1 protein-coding gene and 1 pseudogene are annotated in these 1,708 nt (G+C 66.0%); both read left to right on the plus strand.

Translation table 11 applies throughout. From position 1 onward, the window contains the following. Positions 1–916 (plus strand): annotated as a pseudogene (locus WBF82_RS18335) (mammalian cell entry protein); the annotation flags it as partial. Beyond that, positions 913–1,708: virulence factor Mce family protein (locus WBF82_RS18340; protein ID WP_424384383.1), on the plus strand; the 796-nt coding region annotated here is incomplete at its 3' end. The pseudogene WBF82_RS18335 and the gene WBF82_RS18340, both read left to right, overlap by 4 nt.

Below are 1,708 nucleotides of genomic sequence, written 5' to 3' on the forward strand. Positions count from 1 at the left end.
CACCAAGACTCTGCTGGCGGCGATGAACGCCCGCGGGCAGACCATCGACGCATTGCTGGGCAACATCGCCGATTTCTCGGCCCAGGTGAAAACGCTGATCAACAACAACCCCAACATCAATCACGTGTTGGAGCAACTGCGCACGGTCAGCGACCTACTCAACGAGCGCAAGCAAGATCTGGCCGACGGCATCACCAGGGGCGCCCGCAACGTCGTACAACTAGGGGAGACCATTGCGTCGGGCCCGTACTTCAAGGTGCAAATAGCCAACATTCTTCCGTACCAACTCCTGCAGCCCTACGTCGACGCGGCGTTCCGTAAACGCGGTATCGACCCGGAGCAGTTCTACCGCAATGCCGGGCTGCCGGAATTCCGGTTCCCCGACCCCAACGGAACCCGGTTCCCCAACGGCGCGCCACCGCCGGCTCCGCCGGTGCTGGAGGGCACCCCGGACCACCCGGGTCCTGCTGTCGCGCCGGGGTCACCGTGCTCGTTCACCCCGCCGGCCGACGGCCTGCCCCGGCCCGGCAACCCGCTGCCGTGTGGGGGCACCGACCAGAACTTGGGTCCTTTCGGCCCGTTGGCGGGACCGCTTCTGGGGGTGCCCGACGTCAGGTCGTCGCCGCCGAACCCCAACGGTTTACCCCCGACACCGGGAATCCCGATCGCCGGGCGGCCAGGAGAGCCGGCACCAGACCTGCCGGGCACTCCGGTACCGCTGCCGCCGAACGCGCCGCCGGGTTCGCGAACGGAGAACTTGGCGCCGGCCGGTCCCGCAGCGCCACCGTCGACATTCGCGCCGGGTTACCCGGCGAATCCGCCGGCACCGCCCGGGTCGGGAGCGCAGGTGCCCGCCCCGTTGATCACCCCCGGCGGCAGTGGCGGCAGCGGTGCTGGAGGAGGTAGCCAGAATTGAGCACCATCTTTGATATCCGCAACCTGCGGCTGCCGAAGCTGACTCGGGCATCCGTGATCATCGGATCGCTGGTGGTGATCCTGGCGCTCGTCGTCGGCTACGTCGGTTGGCAGCTGTACCACAAGCTGAACACCAACACCGTGGTCGCCTATTTCCCGGCGGCGAACGCGCTGTACCCGGGCGACAAGGTTCAGATCATGGGGCTGCGGGTGGGTGCGATCGACAAGATCGAGCCTGTCGGCAACAAGATGAAGGTCACATTCCACTACGAGAACCAGTACCGGGTTCCCGCCAACGCCTCGGCGGTGATTCTCAACCCCACCTTGGTGGCGTCGCGGTCCATCCAGCTCGAGCCCGCCTACAAGGGCGGTCCGGTGCTGGCCGACAACGCGGTGATCCCGGAAGAGCGCACCCAGGTGCCGGTGGAGTGGGACCAGCTGCGCAACAGCATCACCAACATCATCTCCAAGCTGGGCCCGACACCCGAGCAGCCGAAGGGCCCGTTCGGTGAGGTCATCGAGTCGTTCGCCAATGGGCTGGCCGGCAAGGGCCAGCAGTTCAACAACACGCTGAGCAACCTGTCGCAGGCGCTGACCGCATTGAATGAGGGTCGCGGCGACTTCTTCGCGGTGGTGCGCAGCCTGGCACTCTTCGTCAATGCACTGCACAACGACGATCAGCAGTTCGTCGCGCTCAATCAGAACCTGGCCGACTTCACCACCCGGCTCGCGCACTCCGACAACGATCTGGCCAACGCCATCGAGCAGTTCGACAGCCTGCTCACCACCGTGC

The organism is Mycobacterium sp., from assembly GCF_049673265.1.
In the GTDB taxonomy this organism is placed as follows: Bacteria; Actinomycetota; Actinomycetes; order Mycobacteriales; family Mycobacteriaceae; genus Mycobacterium.